This window comes from uncultured Maribacter sp., from assembly GCF_947500405.1.
Lineage (GTDB): Bacteria > Bacteroidota > Bacteroidia > Flavobacteriales > Flavobacteriaceae > Maribacter_B.
Window position 1 is genome coordinate 205,712 of record NZ_CANMRY010000005.1, and the last position, 19,910, is coordinate 225,621.

Annotated in this window: 23 protein-coding genes and 1 tRNA gene; 15 read left to right on the plus strand and 9 right to left on the minus strand. The window is 30.8% G+C overall.

What is annotated here, in order from left to right; translation table 11 throughout:
- Position 1 precedes the first annotated feature (1 nt).
- The 5 genes from Q0945_RS09205 (at position 2) to Q0945_RS09225 (ending at position 3,662) form a co-directional block, all read left to right on the plus strand.
- Positions 2–1,312 (plus strand): deoxyribodipyrimidine photo-lyase, encoded by a 1,311-nt coding sequence (locus Q0945_RS09205; protein ID WP_299433832.1) that lies wholly within the window; start codon positions 2–4, stop codon positions 1,310–1,312.
- An 81-nt stretch (positions 1,313–1,393) separates the two neighbouring features.
- Positions 1,394–1,756 carry a nuclear transport factor 2 family protein gene (locus Q0945_RS09210; protein ID WP_299433834.1) on the plus strand — a complete coding sequence of 121 codons (363 nt, stop codon included), beginning with the start codon at positions 1,394–1,396 and terminating at the stop codon, positions 1,754–1,756.
- 98 nt (positions 1,757–1,854) lie between these two features.
- Positions 1,855–2,217, plus strand: a complete 363-nt coding sequence (locus tag Q0945_RS09215; protein WP_299433931.1) for a GNAT family N-acetyltransferase — start codon at positions 1,855–1,857, stop codon at positions 2,215–2,217.
- Positions 2,217–2,660: a VOC family protein gene (locus Q0945_RS09220; RefSeq protein ID WP_299433836.1), complete on the plus strand. Its 444-nt coding sequence runs from the start codon at positions 2,217–2,219 to the stop codon at positions 2,658–2,660. Before Q0945_RS09215 ends, Q0945_RS09220 begins: the two co-directional genes overlap by 1 nt.
- Before the next feature lie 6 nt (positions 2,661–2,666).
- On the plus strand, positions 2,667–3,662 hold the full coding sequence (locus Q0945_RS09225; protein ID WP_299433838.1) for a pirin family protein: 996 nt from the start codon (positions 2,667–2,669) through the stop codon (positions 3,660–3,662).
- Between the two features lie 58 nt (positions 3,663–3,720).
- On the opposite strand, the gene murA is transcribed toward Q0945_RS09225, so the two are convergent.
- The 3 genes from murA to Q0945_RS09240 all read right to left on the minus strand — a co-directional run bounded on the left by murA (position 3,721) and on the right by Q0945_RS09240 (position 6,079).
- Positions 3,721–5,028: a UDP-N-acetylglucosamine 1-carboxyvinyltransferase gene (murA, locus tag Q0945_RS09230; RefSeq protein WP_299433840.1), complete on the minus strand. Its 1,308-nt coding sequence runs from the start codon at positions 5,026–5,028 to the stop codon at positions 3,721–3,723.
- Between the two features lie 18 nt (positions 5,029–5,046).
- Positions 5,047–5,703 (minus strand): DUF4290 domain-containing protein, encoded by a 657-nt coding sequence (locus Q0945_RS09235; RefSeq protein WP_298485520.1) that lies wholly within the window; start codon positions 5,701–5,703, stop codon positions 5,047–5,049.
- 88 nt (positions 5,704–5,791) lie between these two features.
- Positions 5,792–6,079 carry a DUF493 family protein gene (locus Q0945_RS09240; protein ID WP_299433842.1) on the minus strand — a complete coding sequence of 96 codons (288 nt, stop codon included), beginning with the start codon at positions 6,077–6,079 and terminating at the stop codon, positions 5,792–5,794.
- Between the two features lie 90 nt (positions 6,080–6,169).
- On the opposite strand from Q0945_RS09240, the gene Q0945_RS09245 reads away from it, so the two are divergent.
- The 5 genes from Q0945_RS09245 (at position 6,170) to Q0945_RS09265 (ending at position 10,692) form a co-directional block, all read left to right on the plus strand.
- Positions 6,170–6,742 carry an ATP-binding protein gene (locus Q0945_RS09245; protein ID WP_299433844.1) on the plus strand — a complete coding sequence of 191 codons (573 nt, stop codon included), beginning with the start codon at positions 6,170–6,172 and terminating at the stop codon, positions 6,740–6,742.
- Positions 6,726–8,618, plus strand: a complete 1,893-nt coding sequence (locus Q0945_RS09250; protein ID WP_299433846.1) for a RecQ family ATP-dependent DNA helicase — start codon at positions 6,726–6,728, stop codon at positions 8,616–8,618. Before Q0945_RS09245 ends, Q0945_RS09250 begins: the two co-directional genes overlap by 17 nt.
- A 2-nt stretch (positions 8,619–8,620) precedes the next feature.
- Positions 8,621–9,568 (plus strand): methionyl-tRNA formyltransferase, encoded by a 948-nt coding sequence (gene fmt, locus Q0945_RS09255; RefSeq protein WP_299433848.1) that lies wholly within the window; start codon positions 8,621–8,623, stop codon positions 9,566–9,568.
- A gap of 173 nt (positions 9,569–9,741) precedes the next feature.
- Entirely contained in the window at positions 9,742–10,014 is a 273-nt protein-coding gene (locus Q0945_RS09260) for an HU family DNA-binding protein (RefSeq protein WP_121065908.1), read from the plus strand.
- Positions 10,015–10,131: 117 nt separating this feature from the next.
- Positions 10,132–10,692 carry a YqgE/AlgH family protein gene (locus tag Q0945_RS09265; protein ID WP_299433850.1) on the plus strand — a complete coding sequence of 187 codons (561 nt, stop codon included), beginning with the start codon at positions 10,132–10,134 and terminating at the stop codon, positions 10,690–10,692.
- On the opposite strand, the gene Q0945_RS09270 is transcribed toward Q0945_RS09265, so the two are convergent.
- Both Q0945_RS09270 and Q0945_RS09275 read right to left on the minus strand, forming a co-directional pair.
- Positions 10,684–11,541 (minus strand): aminotransferase class IV, encoded by an 858-nt coding sequence (locus tag Q0945_RS09270; protein ID WP_299433852.1) that lies wholly within the window; start codon positions 11,539–11,541, stop codon positions 10,684–10,686. The two genes, Q0945_RS09265 and Q0945_RS09270, sit on opposite strands and share 9 nt — an antisense overlap.
- Positions 11,542–11,594: 53 nt before the next feature.
- Entirely contained in the window at positions 11,595–11,978 is a 384-nt protein-coding gene (locus Q0945_RS09275; protein ID WP_299433854.1) for an START-like domain-containing protein, read from the minus strand.
- A gap of 136 nt (positions 11,979–12,114) precedes the next feature.
- Here Q0945_RS09275 and Q0945_RS09280 point away from each other — a divergent pair.
- Positions 12,115–12,188, plus strand: a tRNA-Met gene (locus Q0945_RS09280).
- A 296-nt stretch (positions 12,189–12,484) separates the two neighbouring features.
- Here the strand turns inward: Q0945_RS09280 and Q0945_RS09285 are convergent.
- Both Q0945_RS09285 and Q0945_RS09290 read right to left on the minus strand, forming a co-directional pair.
- Positions 12,485–13,435: a phosphoribosylaminoimidazolesuccinocarboxamide synthase gene (locus Q0945_RS09285; protein ID WP_299433856.1), complete on the minus strand. Its 951-nt coding sequence runs from the start codon at positions 13,433–13,435 to the stop codon at positions 12,485–12,487.
- An 8-nt stretch (positions 13,436–13,443) separates the two neighbouring features.
- The gene (locus tag Q0945_RS09290; RefSeq protein WP_299433858.1) at positions 13,444–14,397 is read right to left on the minus strand and encodes a PhoH family protein; all 954 of its coding nucleotides are present in this window, start codon (positions 14,395–14,397) and stop codon (positions 13,444–13,446) included.
- A 127-nt stretch (positions 14,398–14,524) separates the two neighbouring features.
- On the opposite strand from Q0945_RS09290, the gene Q0945_RS09295 reads away from it, so the two are divergent.
- The 3 genes from Q0945_RS09295 (at position 14,525) to dnaN (ending at position 17,079) form a co-directional block, all read left to right on the plus strand.
- Entirely contained in the window at positions 14,525–15,355 is an 831-nt protein-coding gene (locus Q0945_RS09295) for an SAM-dependent chlorinase/fluorinase (RefSeq protein WP_299433860.1), read from the plus strand.
- A gap of 1 nt (position 15,356) precedes the next feature.
- The gene (locus Q0945_RS09300; RefSeq protein WP_299433862.1) at positions 15,357–15,653 is read left to right on the plus strand and encodes an antibiotic biosynthesis monooxygenase family protein; all 297 of its coding nucleotides are present in this window, start codon (positions 15,357–15,359) and stop codon (positions 15,651–15,653) included.
- 307 nt (positions 15,654–15,960) lie between these two features.
- The gene (gene dnaN / locus Q0945_RS09305) at positions 15,961–17,079 is read left to right on the plus strand and encodes a DNA polymerase III subunit beta (protein ID WP_299433864.1); all 1,119 of its coding nucleotides are present in this window, start codon (positions 15,961–15,963) and stop codon (positions 17,077–17,079) included.
- Positions 17,080–17,152: 73 nt separating this feature from the next.
- Here dnaN and Q0945_RS09310 read toward each other — a convergent pair whose 3' ends face one another.
- Both Q0945_RS09310 and Q0945_RS09315 read right to left on the minus strand, forming a co-directional pair.
- Positions 17,153–17,518, minus strand: a complete 366-nt coding sequence (locus tag Q0945_RS09310) for a DUF4870 domain-containing protein (protein WP_299433866.1) — start codon at positions 17,516–17,518, stop codon at positions 17,153–17,155.
- 145 nt (positions 17,519–17,663) lie between these two features.
- Positions 17,664–18,266 (minus strand): hypothetical protein, encoded by a 603-nt coding sequence (locus Q0945_RS09315; protein ID WP_299433868.1) that lies wholly within the window; start codon positions 18,264–18,266, stop codon positions 17,664–17,666.
- 140 nt (positions 18,267–18,406) lie between these two features.
- Here Q0945_RS09315 and mnmE point away from each other — a divergent pair, with 140 nt between their 5' ends.
- Positions 18,407–19,810: a tRNA uridine-5-carboxymethylaminomethyl(34) synthesis GTPase MnmE gene (mnmE, locus tag Q0945_RS09320; protein ID WP_299433870.1), complete on the plus strand. Its 1,404-nt coding sequence runs from the start codon at positions 18,407–18,409 to the stop codon at positions 19,808–19,810.
- The last annotated feature ends 100 nt before the right edge of the window (positions 19,811–19,910 follow it).

A 19,910-nucleotide genomic window follows, 5' to 3' on the forward strand; every position in this document is an offset into this window, starting at 1 on the left:
AATGAAGATAAAGGTTTCTATTTTTTGGTTTAGAAGAGATTTACGTTTACATGATAATGTTGGTTTTTATAACGCATTGCAAAGTGGAAATCCAGTTCTTCCTATTTTTATTTTTGACAAAATTATTTTAGACAAGCTTCCTAAAAATGATGCTAGAGTTAGCTTTATTCACAAAACTCTTCAAGAAATGAGAGAAACACTCTCTAAAAAATACAGTAGTTCACTAGCTGTATTTTATAACGACCCCAAAGAAGTCTTTAAGAATCTTTCTGACAACTATAATATAGAAACTATTTTTACAAATCATGACTATGAACCCTATGCCATAAAAAGGGATTTAGAAATTCAAAAAATATTAGGTGATAAAAAAATAGGCTTTAAATCTTTTAAAGATCAAGTAGTTTTTGAAAAGGGAGATATTTTAAAAGCAGACACTACACCTTACGTAGTATACACACCCTATAAAAATAAGTGGAAAACACAATTTAATCCTAATGCACACTTAAAACAATTCCCTAGTGAAACCATTTTAAATAATTGTATTAAAGATAGTAATACAGAAAATATAACTTTAAAAGAAATTGGTTTTACTCCTTCGTCCATAAAAGTAGAAAACCCTACTACCACTCCACTTTTAATTCAACACTACGAGGAAACAAGAAACTTCCCAGCAAAAGAAAATGGCACTTCAAAATTAGGTCCACATTTACGATTTGGAACCGTATCCATTAGAAAAATGTTACAAAAAGCAATTAATGAAGACAATGAGGTTTTCTGGAATGAATTAATTTGGAGAGAATTTTTTATGCAAATTCTTTGGCATTTTCCCAAGACCGTTAATTATTCTTTTAAACCAAAATACGATAGAATAGATTGGAGAAATAACGAACAAGAATTTGTAGCATGGAAAAACGGTAAAACTGGCTATCCTTTAGTCGATGCTGGAATGCGAGAATTAAATACAACTGGTTATATGCATAATAGAGTGCGTATGCTTACCGCTAGTTTTCTATGCAAACATTTATTAATAGATTGGCGTTGGGGAGAAGCTTATTTTGCAGAAAAACTATTAGACTATGAATTAAGTTCTAACATAGGTAACTGGCAATGGGCTTCTGGTAGTGGTGTAGATGCTGCACCTTATTTTAGAATTTTTAACCCTACTACACAAATAAAAAAATTTGATAACAAGTTAGAGTACATAAATAAATGGGTTCCAGAATTTCAGGAACTAAATTATCCTTCCAAAATTGTAGACCATACTTTTGCAAGAGAACGCTGTTTAAAAGCTTATAAAGAAGCTCTAAATTAAAATGAAAATAATAACAATATATTAAAACTCTAATCTTAAATTTTTAATTACTTTTAAAAAGTAATTAAAAAAACATACAAAATGAACACTCAAGAAGTTGCAAATAAATGGCGTAAAATGTGTGCTGAAGGTAAAAATTTAGAATGTATTACTGAATTATATGCAGAGGATATTGTTAGTAAAGAAATGCCCGGTATGCCTGGAGAATTAATCACTGGCAAGCAAAATGTTTGGAATAAAAGTAAAGATTGGTTAGAAAGTGTAGAGGATTTTCATGCAAGTGAAATTTCTGAGCCAGTTGTAGCTGGAAACTTTTTTACTGCAAAAATGACTTTTGACTGTACTTTTAAAGAAAGAGGAAGACAGCAAATGGAAGAACTTTGTGTTTATGAAGTAAAAGATGGAAAAATTGCTAGTGAGCAGTATTTATACTCAATGGGGTAATAATTTAATAAAAATATAATTCCTGTAAAGATTGAGCAGTAGTTTAATAATAAAGCCCATTACTTATAAAAAAAACCTGGCCCATAAGGCATTCTGTGATGTATCCAGACTTTCCTTTACAACATTTTATATTAGAAAAAGATTCTGAAGGCATTCATTTTGGAGGTTATGTAAAAGATGAGTTAGTCTGTGTAGTTTCTTTATTTATAAATAATAAAGAAGCACAGTTTAGAAAATTAGCCACCAAAGAAACACATCAGAAAAATGGGTATGGTACAAAAATGATAAACCACCTTTTAGAGTATTCAAAAAAGAATAACGTAACAAAGTTTTGGTGTAATGCCAGAGAAAACAAAGCAAGCTTTTATCATAAATTTGGTTTAAAAGAAACGAATAAAACTTATGTAAATTCAGGAATAAACTTTGTAATAATGGAACTTAATTTTTTAACAAAACAATGATGAAAAGAGCTATACTTTTATTCTTAATATTAAAATGTTTTTCTGTTTGTTCCCAAGAATTTAATTTCCAATACGATCATTATTCCGTTATTGTAAAAGACTCTGATAAAAGTGCTGAGTTTTACAGCTCTATTTTAAAGCTAAAAGAAACCCCTCACCCTACTCTAGCAAAAGGGTTTAGATGGTTTATTATAAACAACAACTCTCAAATTCATTTAATTCAGAAAGAAAACCCAGAATACAAAAAACATAAATCTGTTCATTTATGTTTAGCAACCCAAAATCTTAAGGATTTTATAACTCATTTAAAAGAAAATAACATTACGTATTACAATTGGCCCGGCACTAAAAATGCAATTACTGTTAGAGCAGATGGCGTACAACAAATTTATTTTCAAGACCCAGATGGGTATTGGATAGAGATTAATGATGCTAAACATTAAAAAACAATGAATTCAATAAAAAACATTTTTCCACTTGGTTTTCCTTGGCAAACGCAAGACCCTTTTCTTTTTTGTGCATATCATTATGATTTGTATCCTAAAGGCAATGAAGAAATGGGACCTGCAGTATCTTTAAAAGGCAGAAATTTAGGTAATGATTTTACCATTAAAGATGGTTGGCGAATGTATCATGGAAAAACTATTCCGGGGTTTCCATCACACCCACACAGAGGTTTTGAAACCATTTCTATTGCAAATAAAGGTTTTTGCGATCATTCAGACTCTTTAGGTGCTGCAGGTAGGTTTGGCAACGGAGATGTACAATGGATGACTGCCGGAGCTGGTGTGCAACATTCCGAAATGTTTCCTTTATTAAATACCGAAGAAAAAAACCCTTTAGAGTTTTTTCAAATATGGCTAAACCTAGCTAAAAAAGATAAATTTGTAGCACCGCATTTTGCAATGTTATGGAATGAAGATATTCCTATAATAAAAAATACTTCTTCCACTATTAAAGTAATTGCTGGAACTTATAACAAAGTTAATGCATGCAACCCTGCTCCTAATTCATGGGCTGCAAATACTGAAAATGAAGTAGCTATATGGACACTACATTTAGAAGCTAATACAAGTTTTAGTTTACCTGCTTCTAAAAATGATATAAACAGAACACTATATTTTTATGATGGAGATGCTATTCTTATAGAAGACAAAACTATTACTCCAAATCATGGTATAGATTTAATTTCTAATAAAGAAACAACTATAAAAGTAGGCAAAGAAAAAGCACATATATTACTATTACAAGGTAAACCTATTAAAGAACCTATTGTACAACATGGCCCTTTTGTAATGAATACAGAGACAGAAATAAGAGATACTATGAAAGAATATGGTCTTACTCAATTTGGTGGGTGGCCATGGCAATACGCGGATAACGTACATCCAAAAGAAAAGGGAAGATTTGCCAAATACCCAGACGGAACTTTAATTGAAAAATAGGTTAATAAAAAAGCAACTCGTATGAGTTGCTTTTTTATTTTATACTCCAAAAGGTATTTTACACACGAACAATTTTTGCTCCAATAGCACGTAAACGCTCGTCTATATTTTCATACCCACGATCTATTTGCTCAATATTATGAATAGTAGACTCTCCTTTTGCTGATAAAGCTGCAATTAATAAAGAAACTCCTGCTCTAATATCTGGGGAGGTCATTGTTGTTGCCTTTAAACTAGATTTAAAATCGTGTCCCATAACAGTTGCTCTATGAGGGTCACAAAGAATAATTTTAGCGCCCATATCTATTAACTTATCTACAAAAAATAACCTGCTTTCAAACATTTTTTGATGAATAAGTACTTCTCCCCTTGCCTGTGAAGCTACCACCAAAATAATACTTAAAATATCTGGCGTAAGTCCTGGCCAAGGTGCGTCTGCAATAGTTAATATAGAACCATCTATATAATTCTGAATTTCATAACCATCCTTATGACAAGGAATATAAATATCATCGCCTTTCTTTTCTACAGTAACACCAAGCTTTCTAAAAGTAGTAGGTATTTGCCCTAAATCTTTCCAACTTACATTTTTAATGGTTAACTCACTTTTTGTCATTGCAGCAAGACCAATCCAACTACCAATTTCAATCATATCTGGTAGCATAGTATGCTCAGTACCACCAAGAGAATCTACCCCTTGAATAATAAGCATATTAGAACCTATTCCAGATATTTTTGCTCCCATACGCACTAACATTTTACAAAGTTGTTGCAAATAAGGTTCACAAGCAGCATTATAAATAGTGGTTTCACCTTCTGCTAAAACAGCTGCCATTACAATATTAGCAGTTCCTGTAACAGAAGCTTCATCTAGTAACATGTATGTTCCTTTGAGCTTTTTAGCTTCTACACCATAAAAATGTTCTTCTTTATTGTATCTAAATTTTGCGCCAAGATTAATAAATCCTTCAAAATGGGTATCCAATCTTCTACGACCAATTTTATCACCACCTGGTTTTGGAATGTACCCTTTTCCAAAACGTGCTAATAAAGGGCCTACAAGCATTATAGAACCTCTAAGTCCTCTACCATCTTGTTTAAATTGGTCAGATTGTAAATATTCTAAATTAACATCATCTGCTTTAAAAGTGTAAGTTCCCTTACCTCTTTTTTGGATTTTTACACCCAAATCTTCTAGTAAAGCAATAAGTTTATTAACATCGACAATATCTGGAATGTTATTTATTGTCACTTTTTCTGAAGTTAGTAATACTGCACAAAGTATTTGTAAAGCTTCATTTTTTGCACCTTGAGGTGTTATTTCACCAGATAAGGCATGACCACCTTCAATCTTAAATGTTCCCATGTAGTTGTATGAAGAAGTTTAATAGCGTTTTTTACCGCGATTATTATTTTTTGAATATTTTTTTCCTGAATTATTATTTCTAGGTGTTTTTGCAACTCTATTTTTTAAAAACTGACCGCTATCCGTTAAAGTAACTTCTTCTGTTTTTAAATCAATTTTACCATCACTCAACTCATGCAAATGCTTAAATATAGCTTTATCATCTACAGTGTCTTTATTCCAGTTTAGATAGCACTTTTTCATATGGTTTGCTATTGCAAACTCTAAACCTTCACGCATATCTCCTTTTTCCCATTCTACAGCAACATCAATCATACGTTTAATATTGTTTCCATAAAAACGATACTTTGGAAAATTCTGAGGATACTCTAATGCTTCTGGTCTTTGTTTTAAAACCTCTTTGGAGGTAATAGGAAAAGGCGAGTCTACATCTAATTTAAAATCAGACATAATAAACAATTGATCCCATAACTTATGCTGAAAATCTGGCACATCTCTTAAATGCGGCTGTAAATTGCCCATTACATCTATGATAGACTTTGCAATTTTGTTTCTTTCCTCGCGATCTTCTATAGATACCGCATGATCTACCATTTTCTGAAAATGACGGCCATATTCTGGTATTATTAAATGAGGACGTTCTGTATTGTACTCTAAGTTTTCTATTAAATTCAAATTAAAAGTTTTAGGCTTTTATAAGTATAAAAGTGAAGTATTTTTATAACGACTGCAAAATAAGAAAATTATACTATATATTATTATTTTATAAGGATATTACACCCTCTATCTGTGTTACCTCTTTATATTTAGCTACAACAGCTTCCGGATTTTTTAGAGTCACTGTTATAGAAAGGCTTGTATATTTTCCATTTTTAGATTTTTTAGACTCAATAACCGCTCCTGTATTATCAAAAATAGCATTAATAGCATCTATCTTTTCTTTCTTGCTAAGTACAATAAATTTATACAAATAGGTAGAAGGCCATTTTGATGTATCATACAATTGCTCAATTAGTTTTTTATAAAACTCTTCGGATTTTTCAGTATCCATTTTTATTTCTTTTTACACAAAGATAGTAGTTAGTTACTAATTTTTTTATCCTTTAGGTTTCCTTACTTTTGTTTCTATAAATTTTAAAGTTTGAATCCAAAAAAAATAGTAATTACTGGTGGCCCAGGAACAGGTAAAACCTCGGTAATAAACGCTTTAGAAAATGAAGGTTTTTATTGTTTTCATGAAATAATAAGAACTATGACTTTAGAAGCCAAAAAAGAATTAGATCAAAGCTCTTTAGCATCTAATCCCCTAGCTTTTGTAAAAGACCCTAATGCTTTTAATGATATGCTTTTTAATGGCAGATACAAGCAGTTTATAGATGCAAACAGTCGTAAAGAAAATATACTTTTTTTTGACAGAGGAATTCCAGATGTACTAGCTTATATGGATTATTTTAAACAAGAATATCCAGAGAATTACATAGGTACTTGTATGGATTATAAGTACTCTCAAATTTTTATTTTACCTCCTTGGAAAGAGATCTATGTTTCAGATAATGAACGACTAGAAAATTTTAAAGAAGCAGTTGAAATTCATAATCATTTAGAAAAAACATATACTCGTTTTGGTTATAATACCATAACTGTCCCAACAGGAACTATTGCAGATAGAGTTTCCTTTATAAAAAAGAAAATAGATAGTGCTAACAAACCCTAAAGATCTTCTTGAAAAATATTGGGGTTTTACAACCTTTAGAGGGTCACAAGAAAAAATAATTAATGCCGTATTAAACGGTAAAGATGTTCTTGCTTTACTACCAACTGGCGGAGGAAAATCCTTGTGTTTTCAGTTACCTGCATTAGCTTTAGACGGTATTTGTATTGTAGTATCACCTTTAGTCGCATTAATACAAAACCAAGTAGACAGTTTACAAAAAAAGGGTATAAAAGCTATTGCTCTTACAGGTGGTATTCCTTTTAATGAAATAAATAATTTACTAGATAATTGTATCTATGGTAATTATAAGTTCCTATACTTATCTCCTGAGCGCTTAAAACAAGAAATTGTTGCTACAAGAATACAACAAATGAATGTTAATCTTCTAGTTATAGATGAAGCGCATTGCATATCGCAATGGGGGCATGATTTTAGACCTGCATATTTAGAATGTACTAACCTAAAAACATTAGCTCCAAACATTCCAATGATTGCTTTAACAGCAACAGCTACACAACAAGTAGTAAAAGATATTGAAACAAACTTAAATTATAAGGACTCTCTTTTTATTAAAGACTCTTTCTATAGAAGCAATCTTGCATATAAAGTACTCTGGGACGAAAACAAAAAAGGCCGTCTAAAACAACTATTTAGTGGAGTAGAAAAAAGCGGTATTGTATATGTAAGAAATAGAAAAAACACAATTGAGATCTCAAATTTTTTAAATCAAAATAATCTTAGTGCTACTTTTTTCCATGGCGGACTTTCTAAAAAAGAAAAAGAAAAAAAGCTAGACTCTTGGTTAGCCAATGAAACTAACATTATGGTTGCTACTAATGCCTTTGGTATGGGCATAGACAAACCAGATGTGCGTTTAGTGGTGCACTACCAAATACCAGATTGTATAGAAAATTACTTTCAAGAAGCTGGTAGAGCTGGTAGAGACAATCAATTTTCTGAAGTAGTGCTTATTACCAACAAAACAGATGAAGAAAGGTTAAAAAAACAATTTCTAAGTGTTTTACCAGATGTAAAAACCTTAAAAGTTATTTATAGGAAATTAAGCAACTTTTTTCAAATTTCTTATGGAGAAGGGCACACTATAAAACAACAATTAAACTTTAATGAATTTTGCTCTAGATACTCCTTAAATCCTTTATTAACCTATAATTCGTTAAAAGTTTTAGACCAGAATTCGGTTATATCCTTATCAGAAGCATACCATATAAAAACAACTATACAATTTATTACTACAAAAGAACAACTATTAAGTTATTTAGAAAAAAATGAATCTATTGCGTTAATTACGCAAGTAATATTAAGAACTTATGGAGGTATTTTTGAATTTGAAACCAAAATAGACACCTATCTTCTTGCTAAAAAAACAGGACAAAAAGAAGAATTAATTATTTCTATCCTAAAACAATTAGAAAAAGCAGAAATAATAACCTACCAAGGAAAGCATAGCGATTTAGAAATAACGTATTTAATACCAAGAGAAGACGACCACACTATTAATAGATTTGCCAATAAAGTAGTAGAAAGGAATACCATTAAAAAAAACCAAATAAAAGATATGCTCTCTTTTATTAATAATAATGCTATATGTAGAAGTAAACTATTACTAAAATATTTTGGAGAAGATAAAAGTGAAGATTGTGGTATATGTGATGTTTGCGTTGCTAAAAGTACAAAGCCTGACTTTAAAAAAATTTCAAAAGACATATTACAATTAATACACTCTAAAAGTTTTTCTTCTAGAGAAATTATACAACTCCTACCCTATTCAGAAACTAACCTAATATATACTTTACAACAATTATTAGAAAAAGGGTATTTAAAAATAAATTCTAAAAACGAATACGAAATAAGCTAAAAATGAAAAATATAAGAATACTCTTTATGGGTACCCCAGACTTTGCTGTAGCAACACTTTCTGCAATAGTAGCGTCTAAATATAATGTTATTGGTGTAATTACAGCTCCAGACAGGCCAGCTGGCAGAGGTCGTAAACTAAACACCTCGGCAGTAAAAAAGTATGCTTTAGAACAAAATATTCCAATACTACAGCCAACCAACCTTAAAGACACCTCTTTTTTAGAAGAACTAAAAAAGTTAAACGCTAATTTACAAATTGTAGTTGCGTTTAGAATGCTCCCAAAAGTAGTATGGCAAATGCCAGAATATGGTACTTTTAATTTGCATGCATCTTTATTACCAAGTTATAGAGGTGCTGCTCCAATAAACTGGGCCATAATTAATGGAGAAACAAAAACGGGAGTTACTACTTTCTTTATAGACGATAAAATAGATACTGGAGAAATAATATTACAAGAAGAAACCACAATAACGCAGGAGGATACCGCAGGAACATTACATGACAAGTTAATGGTTATTGGAGCTACATTAGTAATAAAGACTATTACTGCAATATCTAACAACACAGTTACACTACAAAAACAAAAGGAGTCTAAAGAATTAAAGTCTGCCTATAAAATTCATAAAGAAACCTGTAAAGTAGATTGGCAATTACCGTTAAATTCTATTTATAATCATATTCGTGGTCTTTGTCCTTATCCTGCAGCATGGACAACTTTATATAATGGTAATGAGGAAATATTCTTAAAAATATATGCTATTTCTAAAACAGAAGAAATACATACTTATAAGTTTGGACAACTAATTTTTAATAAAAAAGAAATTAAAGTAGCTGTAAAAAATGGATTTATTAATCTATTAGAAATTCAATTACCAGGAAAGCGAAAAATGAAAACTAACGATGTTCTTAATGGACTAAAATTAGAAGAAAACGCACATCTTGTGTAAAGTCCTACTACCATTGGGCTGCGAGAAGCGTAAAAAATACCCTACTTTATTAACAAACCGCCTGAGTTATCAACAAAATAGGGTATTTCCCTTGATTTTACTTGTGTTCGTCGGAAATCCATATAAATTTGTTAGAGGATTGAAATTATTTTAACAATTAATTTAATTATATTATGAACAAAACAGAATTAATCGATGCAATGGCAGCTGACTCTGGTATTACAAAAGCAGCAGCAAAAAAAGCTTTAGAATCTTTCTTAGGAAATGTTGAAGGATCTCTTAAAAGTGGTGGACGTGTTTCTTTAGTAGGATTCGGATCTTGGTCTGTATCTAAAAGAAATGCAAGAGAAGGAAGAAACCCTTCTACTGGAAAAACTATCCAAATTGCAGCAAAAAATGTAGTAAAGTTTAAAGCTGGAGCTGATTTAGGTAAAGCAGTAAACTAATCTGTATAAAATACAGTATATAAAGAGCGTTTCTATTCTTAGAAACGCTTTTTTTATTCCAAAGGTTTTTGGTTTCTATTATAAATACCTTATTTTAGATAACGTAAGGATGTTATAATGATAGATATAAAACCCAATAAAGGAAAACTATTAATTGCAGAGCCTGCCTTAACAGGAGATGTATCTTTTAACAGATCTGTGGTTTTATTAGCCGAACATAACCAGGAAGGCTCTGTTGGTTTTATATTAAACAAACCGTTAGACTACTTTATTAATGATTTAGTTAAAGAAATTAAATTTCCTTTTCAAGTGTATAATGGTGGCCCAGTAGAACAGGACAACTTATACTTTATACACAAAGTCCCACATTTAATTACCAATAGCATAGAAATATCTGATGGTATATTCTGGGGTGGAGATTTTGATATTGCAGTAAAATTAATAAATAAAGAATTAATTACTGAAAATGAAATTAGGTTCTTTTTAGGATACTCAGGTTGGTCCTCTCTTCAATTAGACCAAGAACTTACTTCTAAATCTTGGATTGTAATAAAAAACAAGTACCAAAGCGGTATTATACAAAAATCTGCGGGAGCTTTTTGGAAAGAAAAAATGTTAGAATTAGGTGGCAAATACCTTATCTGGTCTAATGCTCCAGAAAACCCTAGTTTAAACTAAATCTCTTTTTTGCAAGCGTATAACTGCATTTAGTTTTCCAACTAATTCTTTTGCAACGACAGCTGTATATTGTTTTTTACGATATTTAGTTACCGGTTTAATTCCTTTAATAGAATTTGTAAAAAATAATTCATCCGCTTTTTGAAGTTCAAAAGTAGAAATAGAGGTCTCCTCTAAGACATAGCCTTCTAATTTCTTAAGAATATTTATAAGTTGTTTTCTAATAATACCATTTACACAACCATCCTGTAATGGTGGGGTTTTAATAATATTACCTTTTACAAGGAAAATATTCCCATTTAATCCTTCTACAACGTTCTTAGAGTTGTTTATTAACAAACAATTATCGTAATCATTTTCTTTTGCAAAAACACTCCCTACTACGTTTAAAATTCTATTATTGGTTTTTAAATTAGAAAGCATATCCGCATTAACATAAAAATCTTTAAATAACTCTACTTCGTATTTTTCGGTATTTAAAATATAATAAGGAGCATCTAAAGGGCTTGTTTCAATAACAAAAGATACAGTATTTGTTTTTGGCAAATATAGGCCTCCAGAATTTCTATAAATTGTTAATCGCACTCTGGCCTTATCGTTACATTTATTTTGAACAGCCAACTTTTTTATTTGCTCTTCTAAATACTCTAACGTAAACTCCATTGGTATTTCCATACGAATAATACGCATAGAGGCCATTAATCTTAAATAATGTTCTTCCCATAAAAGAACCTCATTATTTACTAAACGAATGGTTTCAAAAAGAGCATCGCCATACCTAAGTCCTCTATTTTCTTGATTAAGAAAAAGAACGTCATCCTCAATAATTTCACCATTAAAATTAACCATAAAAAAAGCCTTAATAAATTAAGGCCAAAGATACTATTAATATTAGAAAAGGGTTATTTAGAACCTAAAATACTCTTTAAATCTGAAACTTGATTTTCCCATAACATTTTTGCTTCATCTAGCTCATCTTCTTCTGCAAAATCTGTAATAAATAAAGAAACATCCTTTGTTATTTCATCTACAATTATTTTAAGCTCAAAGAAACTATCATCTTCATTATCTACCCAAGAAAATCTAACAAAATCGTCATTCTTCTTTTTTAGTAATCTTGCTTCTTCTTCTGCACCATCCCAAATAAACTCAAACAACTCTCCTCTAGAATTCACATTATCTGCAAACCACTCTGATAAACCAGAAGGTGTAGATAAATATTGATATAATAGCTGTGGAGAGGATTGTATTACAAATTCTATTTCATATTTTATTTTATCACTCATTCTATACAATTTAATAAAGCCCAATATATATATTTATATATGATAAAAAAATAAAACAGTGAAGAATATTTTTTTTGCAACTATAGTTGCAAGGTATTAAAATTAAACTATATATTTGCATCCGTTAAAAAAACCTGGCGAGGTAGCTCAGTTGGTTAGAGCGTCGGATTCATAACCCGGAGGTCACGAGTTCAACTCTCGTTCTCGCTACTATAAAAAGCAAAAAACCCAAGATTAAAATCTTGGGTTTTTTGCTTTTTATAATGCCCTGTCCTGAAATAGCGATACACTAAAAATTAGTACCGTTTAATATTCTAATTTATTAGCTTTAAATTTTAACTGATTTTATAAAATATCGTCATTTTTAATACATCTAACAATAATTAGTATCTAGTTTATGTATCTGAATATAGAATTTAAACCACTAGACTAAGACAGTCTACATTTCAAAAATCTTTATGCAACACAAATAATAAAGATTACTCTACAAATTGTTACTTAAAAAACTAATTTTGTAAATACTCTAAAACATTACTATTAATACGTTCTTGTATGTCAGATATATCTGCTTTCACAAAGGTTTCTCCTGTAATATTTTCATAAAGCTCAATATATCTATCAGAAACAGAGGTAATATATTCATCGGTCATTTCTGGTACAGTTTGCCCTTCTAACCCTTGAAAATTATTACTTATTAACCATTGTCTTACAAATTCCTTAGAAAGTTGTTTTTGAGCTTCTCCATTTTTTTGTCTTTCTTCATAACCATCTACATAAAAATATCTAGAAGAATCTGGTGTATGTATTTCATCTATCAATACAATTTTACCATCTGCCGTTTTACCAAATTCATATTTAGTATCTACCAGAATTAAACCTCTCTTAGCTGCTATTTCTGTTCCCCTTTGGAATAATGCATTAGTATATTTTTCTAATATTATATAATCTTCTTCCGAAACAATTCCTTTTTTAAGAATGTCTTCTCTAGAAATATCTTCATCATGGTCTCCCATTTCTGCTTTAGTAGCAGGAGTAATAATTGGTGAAGGAAATTTATCATTCTCTTTCATTCCTTCTGGCATAGAAACTCCACAAAGCATTCTTTTACCTGCTTTATATTCTCTTGCTGCATGGCCAGACATGTATCCACGAATTACCATTTCTACTTTAAAAGGCTCACAAGCATGCCCTACAGCTACATTGGGGTCTGGAGTAGCCGTTAACCAATTTGGTACTATATCGGCAGTATCTGCCATCATTTTAGTGGCAATTTGATTTAGAATTTGGCCTTTATAAGGAATTCCTTTTGGCATTACTACATCAAAAGCAGAAAGACGGTCTGTAGCTACCATTACTAAAACATCATCCTTTAATTTATAAACCTCTCTAACTTTTCCTTTATAAACGCTTTGTTGCTCTGGAAAATTAAAATTGGTATCTATAATTGTATTACTCATATTCTTTATTAATTCTGATGTTCTATACTCTTGTATGCTGAAATTACTTTTTTAACTAACTTATGACGAATTACGTCTTTTTCATCTAAATATATAACCCCTATCCCTTCTACATTTTGAAGTATTAGAATGGCTTCTTTTAAACCAGATATGGTTCTTCTTGGCAAATCTATTTGCCCCGGATCACCTGTTAATAAAAATTTTGCGTTTTTACCCATACGCGTTAAAAACATTTTCATTTGGGCATGCGTAGTATTTTGGGCTTCATCTAAAATAACAAAAGCGTTATCTAAAGTTCTACCTCTCATAAAAGCCATAGGAGCTATTTGTATAGTCCCGTTTTCTATATAGTGGGTTAATTTTTCAGCAGGAATCATATCCCGTAAAGCATCGTATAAAGGTTGCATATACGGATCTAGTTTTTCCTGTAAATCTCCTGGTAAAAATCCTAAGTTTTCTCCTGCTTCAACAGCCGGTCTAGTTAAAATAATTCTCCTTACTTGCTTTTCTTTCAAAGCTTTCACTGCAATAGCTACACTAGTATAGGTTTTTCCTGTACCTGCTGGGCCAATTGCAAAAACCATATCACTTTTCTTAGCTGCATCTACTAATTTACGCTGATTGGCTGTTCTTGCTTTAATTAATCTTCCACTAACGCCATGCACTAAAACTTCTCCACTATCCTCCGAAGTTGTATATTCTGCTTCGTCTTCACTAGTTAAAACCCTTTCAATAGCATTTTCATCTAAAGTATTATACTTAGCAAAGTGTGCCGTAAGCATATCAAAACGCTTTTCAAACTCTTCTAAAAGTTCTTCATCACCATAAACCTTAATTTTACTTCCTCTTGCTACTACTTTTAGCTTTGGAAAATATTTTTTTATAAGGTTAATATTCTCGTTTCCTTGTCCAAAAAACTCTCTAGGACTAATCTCCGTTATCTCTAAAATAAGTTCGTTCAAAAAATTTTACAGTTTTTAAGTTATGGTATAAAAATATTAAAATGCTCCGTTAATTTTGTTTAATTTTGTTTAACAAACTTAAGTAATTTTTCAGTTTACATAACCAAAAACATATCAACATTGCTGTATGGCAATAATTACACTAACTACAGATTTTGGACTTAAAGATTTTTATGTTGGAGCCCTAAAGGGTTCTATATATAAAGAATTGGATACTATTAAGATTGTAGACATCTCTCATCATATAGAACCTTTTAATATACAACAGTGTTCGTATGTTTTAGAAAACTCCTATAAAAGCTTTCCTAAAGGGACTATACATATAGTTGGTATAGATTCGGAATCTACCATAGAGAACCAACATATTGTTGCTTTAATAGATGAACATTATTTTATAACCGCAAATACTGGTGTTATTGGTTTATTAACTGCTGATAAAAAACCAACAAAAATATTTAAAATTGCCATTCCAAACTCAAACAAAGGCCCTTTTCCTGTAAAAGATGTTTTTGTGAAAGTTGCTTGCCATATTGCAAGAGGTGGTACACTAGAGGTCATAGGAAAACCATTTAATGCTCTTAAAGAAATAAAAGAATTTTCTGCTATGGTTTCTGATAGTGGAAATAAAATTACTGGTAATGTTATTTATATAGATAATTACGGTAATGTAGTAACGAATATTCCAAAACATCTTTTTGATTCTTATAGAAACGGAAGAGATTTTGAATTACATGCTAGAAACAATATTATTAAAAAAATTCATAATAGATATAGTGATATTATTGATTTTAGCATAGACAAAGCTAGCCGTAAAGGTCCAGGAGATTTATTGGCTTTATTTAATTCCTCGGAGTATATAGAACTTGCTATATATAAAAGTAACTTAGATACTGTTGGTGGGGCTTCTACCCTATTAGGGTTAGATTATAGAGATACTATATCTATAAATTTTATTTAACATGATAGTACGCATTGTAAAATTGACTTTTAAAGAAGAAAACATTGCTACTTTTGAAGCTATTTTTAAAGAAACAAAACATAAAATTAGAAGTAGTAGTGGGTGTTCTTTTTTAGAGTTATACCAAGACAAAAACAACCCTTCAATATTTTTTACTTATAGTTACTGGGAAGACGAGTCTTTTTTAAACGCCTATAGAGAATCCGATTTTTTTAAAACAGTTTGGCAAAAAACAAAAATTCTTTTTGCAGAAAGGCCACAAGCATGGAGCGTTCAAAAAAGAGCTATTCTAGAATAACTACAAAAGCGCTTTTAACTTTGTACTCCTTCTAACAAAAGCAAGAAGCTCTTACTTAAAGTTTTATTATTTAAAAGCCTCCAAAAATTTGTTAATAAATAATAAACACAAAAGCAACATTAAACACTCATTTACAACACATTAACCACACAAAACAGTATTTACCGCTACTAAATTCTGTTAATAAGTTTGTTTCCATAAAAAGAGCATTTAAAATATCTTTGTTAAGCAAGATAAAAAATAGCTTTACTCCTATTTTATATTTATTACTGTTTACAAAAAGATATTTTCAACAAAAAACTAACGAATGAAATTTATAGTATCTAGTACGTACTTATTAAAACAATTACAAACTTTAGGTGGTGTAATTAACAATAGTAACACCCTACCTATTTTAGATAATTTTCTTTTTGACCTTAAGCAGAATACGTTAACTGTATCTGCTTCCGATTTAGAAACTACCATGAGTTCTATTTTAGAAGTAGATTCTGATGCAGAAGGAACCATTGCAGTTCCTGCAAAATTATTATTAGAAACTTTAAAAACTTTTCCGGAGCAACCATTAACCTTTGTTGTGGAAAACAATAATACCGTAGAAATAAGCTCTAACCATGGTAAATATGCTCTTGCGTATGCAGATGGTGCAGAATTTCCTAAAGCTGTAGAATTAGCGGACCCTAGTTCTACTACAATTTTAGGAGATGTTTTGGCAACCGCTTTAAACAAAACTATTTTTGCTGCTGGTAATGATGATTTAAGACCCGTAATGAGTGGCGTTTTCTTTCAGTTTTCTCCAGAAAATTTAACTTTTGTAGCTACAGATGCACATAAATTAGTAAAATACCAACGTACCGATATTACAGCGTCTCAAGTAGCAGAGTTTATAATGCCTAAAAAGCCTTTAAATTTATTAAAAGGAATTTTAGCTGGTAGTGAGGCTGATGTTACTATAGAGTATAATGATAGTAATGCAAAATTTAGTTTTGAAAACACAGAACTAATTTGTAGACTAATTGACGGTAAATATCCTAACTACGAAGCGGTAATACCAAAAGAAAATCCAAACAAACTTACTATTTCAAGAACACAATTATTAAGTTCTGTACGTAGGGTTTCTATTTTCTCTAATAAAACTACACACCAGATAAGACTTAAAATAGCTGGTGCAGAATTAAACATTTCTGCAGAAGATATAGATTACAGTAATAAAGCAGAAGAACGTTTAACATGTTCTTATCAAGGAGATGATATGCAAATTGGTTTTAACTCTCGTTTTTTAACCGAAATGCTTAATAACCTTACCTCTGATGATATTGCTTTAGAAATGAGTTTACCAAACAGAGCTGGGATTCTTACTCCCGCAGACGGTTTAGATGAAGGAGAAACCGTTACTATGCTTGTTATGCCAGTAATGCTAAATAGCTAAGAAAACTTTTATATACTAAAAAAGTCCACCTAAAAAAAAGGTGGGCTTTTTGTTTTTACACCGTTTATGAGATTTAAGAAATAAACTTAAAAGTTCCAAAATAACTTGGCGCTTCTCCATTAGTAGCTTTTATAGCATTTACTGCTGGCATTATTAATCCTAAAACAGCTGCAAAACCAATAATTAAAAACCCTAAGCCTAAAAGTAGTATGCAAGGAATTCCTATACATATATATGCAATTAAACTTAATTGAAAGTTAATAACCGCCTTACCATGCTCCTCCATGGCGTGTACTTTGTCTTTAGTTGTTAGCCAAATAATTAAAGGAACTATAAGACCGCCAAAACCAGTTACATAATCTAAATATTGTGATAAGTGGGTTACTACTAATAATTGTTTATCGTCTCTTTTTGCTATATGTGTATTTACTATTTCCATATTTTTTTGATTTATTTTAATTGATGCTTAACTACTAATAAGACGAGGAACTGCGATTTTTGTTACAAAAAAATACCTCAGGGAAAATCCCTGAGGTATTTATAAGAAAATAATCTTTAAAATTTAACTATCTGGAAAAAACAGCTTACTGTTTTTTAAGCAGCTTTGCTAATTTAGATTTGTCTTTAGCAATAGCGTTAGTTTCCTTTTCTATTTTCCCGTTAATTTTTTCAATAGCAACAGGAGACAAACTACCTTTAGCTTTTCCTTTTGCTAATTTAGATTGCAGCTTACTTATTTGTTTTTCACTTTTAGCAATACCCTTCTTTTTACTAGAAATAGCTTTTGCCAATTTTTCCGCTTTTTTTGCTTCTTTTTCGGCTTTTTTTATTTCTTTTTCTGCTTTCTTAGCTTTTTTCTCTGCTTTCTCTATTTTCTTTTCCGCTTCTTTTTGCTCCTTCTCTTCTGCTTCTTTAATGGCATCTTCATCCATTTCAACCGCTTCTTCTTCTTTTTCTACCTCTTTTATTTCAATTTCGGCTTCCACCCTTTCCTCAATTTCTGTTTCTAAAGGAGTAGCTTCTTCTAGAGTCATTTCTGTAGCTGTAGTAACATCTACTTCTGTTGGTATTCCATCTTCTCCCACTACTTCTGCAGGTACAACCTCTTGTACTATAGTTTCTTGCGCATTGGCAATACTAACTGCAAAAGAGCTCACTATTAAGGCACATTTTAATACATTTTTCATTTTCTTTTTTTTAATGTTAATGGTAAATTAATTGATACGAATTTAAATTATTTTTTAATATAAAAACCAAACAAATAAGTAACCTTCACAAAAAATAGAGACACCTATTTCTATTTTCATTTTACTTATTTTTGCTAAAGATGCAAACAACAATAAACGATACTATAATTGCTTTAGCTACACCTTCTGGTGCAGGTGCTATTGCTGTAATACGCCTTTCTGGGCCAAATGCTATTGTAATAGCATCTAACCATTTTATATCTTCATTTAATAAGAAACTAAAAAAGCAAAAAAGTCACACTATTCTTTTAGGAAATATTGTAGATGGAGATAGAACTTTAGATCAAGTACTAGTTTCTGTATTTAAAAACCCTAATTCGTATACCGGAGAAAATGTAGTAGAAATATCTTGTCACGGTTCTCCATATATTCAACAACAAATAATTCAGCTATTTTTAAGAAATGGTTGCCGAATGGCAAATGCGGGAGAGTTTACCCTAAGAGCTTTTTTAAATGGCAAGATGGATTTAAGTCAGGCTGAAGCCGTTGCCGATTTAATTTCTTCCGAAAACGAAGCATCGCACCAAATAGCCATGCAACAAATGCGCGGTGGTTTTAGTAATGAAATTAAAAGTTTAAGAGATCAATTATTAAACTTTGCCTCTTTAATAGAGTTAGAGTTAGATTTTGCTGAGGAAGATGTAGAATTTGCAGACCGTTCTGCTTTTGTTTCCCTTGTAAATAAAATTAATACGGTCTTAAAAGGACTTATAGATTCTTTTGCTGTTGGGAACGTTATAAAAAATGGTATTCCTGTGGCCATTGTTGGGGAACCCAATGTAGGTAAATCTACCTTATTAAATGCCCTATTAAATGAAGAAAGGGCTATTGTAAGCGATATTGCAGGTACTACTAGAGATACTATAGAAGATGAAATTTCTATTGGCGGTATTGGTTTTCGTTTTATAGATACCGCAGGTATTAGAGATACTAAAGATGTTGTTGAAAATATTGGTATTAAAAAAACTTTTGAAAAAATAGAACAAGCGCAGGTAGTTCTATTTTTAGTAGATGCAAAAGAAGTGCAGAGTACAGACTTAGGAATTCAGAGTTTAGTAATAGAAATTGAAAAAATAAAAAACAAATACCCTCTAAAGCCTTTACTTGTAATAGCCAATAAAAGAGATATACTTTCTACAAAAGAAATAGAACATTTTTCCTCTATTGTATCTAACCTCTTACCTATTTCTGCAAAAACTGGCGAAGGTGTTGAGGCTTTAAAAAACAAATTACTCGAGTTTGTAAATACAGGAGCCTTACGTAATAACGAAACCATTGTTACCAATACCAGACATTACGATTCTTTACTTAAAGCACTAGAAGCCATACAAAAAGTACAATTTGGTATAGACGAAGAACTCCCTAGCGACCTTATGGCTATAGATGTTAAAGATGCCTTATACCATCTTGGAGAGATCACAGGGCAAGTCACCAACGATGAGCTTTTAGGTAATATTTTTGCAAATTTTTGTATCGGCAAGTAGTTGATTATCAATTAATTAAAAAAATAATTACCACAAAAAATACTATCGTATTAGAAATACTACCTTGGTACTATAACCGGCGAGATTACATTAGGGTAAT

Excerpts from the sequence above, each read along its gene's own strand:
- Q0945_RS09205 (WP_299433832.1), top strand. The coding sequence starts at position 2 with ATGAAGATAAAGGTTTCTATTTTTTGGTTTAGAAGAGATTTACGTTTA.
- Q0945_RS09210 (WP_299433834.1), top strand. The coding sequence starts at position 1,394 with ATGAACACTCAAGAAGTTGCAAATAAATGGCGTAAAATGTGTGCTGAA.
- Q0945_RS09215 (WP_299433931.1), top strand. The coding sequence starts at position 1,855 with ATGTATCCAGACTTTCCTTTACAACATTTTATATTAGAAAAAGATTCT.
- Q0945_RS09220 (WP_299433836.1), top strand. The coding sequence starts at position 2,217 with ATGAAAAGAGCTATACTTTTATTCTTAATATTAAAATGTTTTTCTGTT.
- Q0945_RS09225 (WP_299433838.1), top strand. The coding sequence starts at position 2,667 with ATGAATTCAATAAAAAACATTTTTCCACTTGGTTTTCCTTGGCAAACG.
- murA (WP_299433840.1), bottom strand. The coding sequence starts at position 5,028 with ATGGGAACATTTAAGATTGAAGGTGGTCATGCCTTATCTGGTGAAATA.
- Q0945_RS09240 (WP_299433842.1), bottom strand. The coding sequence starts at position 6,079 with ATGGATACTGAAAAATCCGAAGAGTTTTATAAAAAACTAATTGAGCAA.
- fmt (WP_299433848.1), top strand. The coding sequence starts at position 8,621 with ATGAAAAATATAAGAATACTCTTTATGGGTACCCCAGACTTTGCTGTA.
- Q0945_RS09260 (WP_121065908.1), top strand. The coding sequence starts at position 9,742 with ATGAACAAAACAGAATTAATCGATGCAATGGCAGCTGACTCTGGTATT.
- Q0945_RS09265 (WP_299433850.1), top strand. The coding sequence starts at position 10,132 with ATGATAGATATAAAACCCAATAAAGGAAAACTATTAATTGCAGAGCCT.
- Q0945_RS09270 (WP_299433852.1), bottom strand. The coding sequence starts at position 11,541 with ATGGTTAATTTTAATGGTGAAATTATTGAGGATGACGTTCTTTTTCTT.
- Q0945_RS09275 (WP_299433854.1), bottom strand. The coding sequence starts at position 11,978 with ATGAGTGATAAAATAAAATATGAAATAGAATTTGTAATACAATCCTCT.
- Q0945_RS09285 (WP_299433856.1), bottom strand. The coding sequence starts at position 13,435 with ATGAGTAATACAATTATAGATACCAATTTTAATTTTCCAGAGCAACAA.
- Q0945_RS09295 (WP_299433860.1), top strand. The coding sequence starts at position 14,525 with ATGGCAATAATTACACTAACTACAGATTTTGGACTTAAAGATTTTTAT.
- Q0945_RS09300 (WP_299433862.1), top strand. The coding sequence starts at position 15,357 with ATGATAGTACGCATTGTAAAATTGACTTTTAAAGAAGAAAACATTGCT.
- dnaN (WP_299433864.1), top strand. The coding sequence starts at position 15,961 with ATGAAATTTATAGTATCTAGTACGTACTTATTAAAACAATTACAAACT.
- Q0945_RS09310 (WP_299433866.1), bottom strand. The coding sequence starts at position 17,518 with ATGGAAATAGTAAATACACATATAGCAAAAAGAGACGATAAACAATTA.
- Q0945_RS09315 (WP_299433868.1), bottom strand. The coding sequence starts at position 18,266 with ATGAAAAATGTATTAAAATGTGCCTTAATAGTGAGCTCTTTTGCAGTT.
- mnmE (WP_299433870.1), top strand. The coding sequence starts at position 18,407 with ATGCAAACAACAATAAACGATACTATAATTGCTTTAGCTACACCTTCT.